General features: G+C 44.7%; 1 rRNA gene. It reads left to right on the forward strand.

The window, feature by feature from the left end:
• Positions 1-20: 20 nt before the first annotated feature.
• A 23S ribosomal RNA gene (locus SH09_RS12965) occupies positions 21-488 on the forward strand; the annotation flags it as partial.

Genomic DNA, 488 nt, shown 5'->3' on the forward strand with positions numbered 1-488 from the left:
GTTGTATTGGAAAACAAAAAGATTAAGTTATTAAGGGCGCACGGTGGATGCCTTGGCACTAGAAGCCGATGAAGGACGTTACTAACGACGATATGCTTTGGGGAGCTGTAAGTAAGCTTTGATCCAGAGATTTCCGAATGGGGAAACCCAGCACGAGTTATGTCGTGTTATCGATATGTGAATACATAGCATATCTGAAGGCAGACGCGGAGAACTGAAACATCTTAGTACCCGCAGGAAGAGAAAGAAAAATCGATTCCCTGAGTAGCGGCGAGCGAAACGGGAACAGCCCAAACCAACGAGCTTGCTTGTTGGGGTTGTAGGACACTCTATACGGAGTTACAAAGGAATAAATTAGACGAATCATTTGGAAAGATGAATCATAGAAGGTAATAATCCTGTAGTCGAAAGTTTATTCTCTCTTGAGTGGATCCTGAGTACGACGGAGCACGTGAAATTCCGTCGGAATCTGGGAGGACCATCTCCTA

This window comes from Staphylococcus gallinarum, from assembly GCF_000875895.1.
GTDB lineage: Bacteria > Bacillota > Bacilli > Staphylococcales > Staphylococcaceae > Staphylococcus > Staphylococcus gallinarum.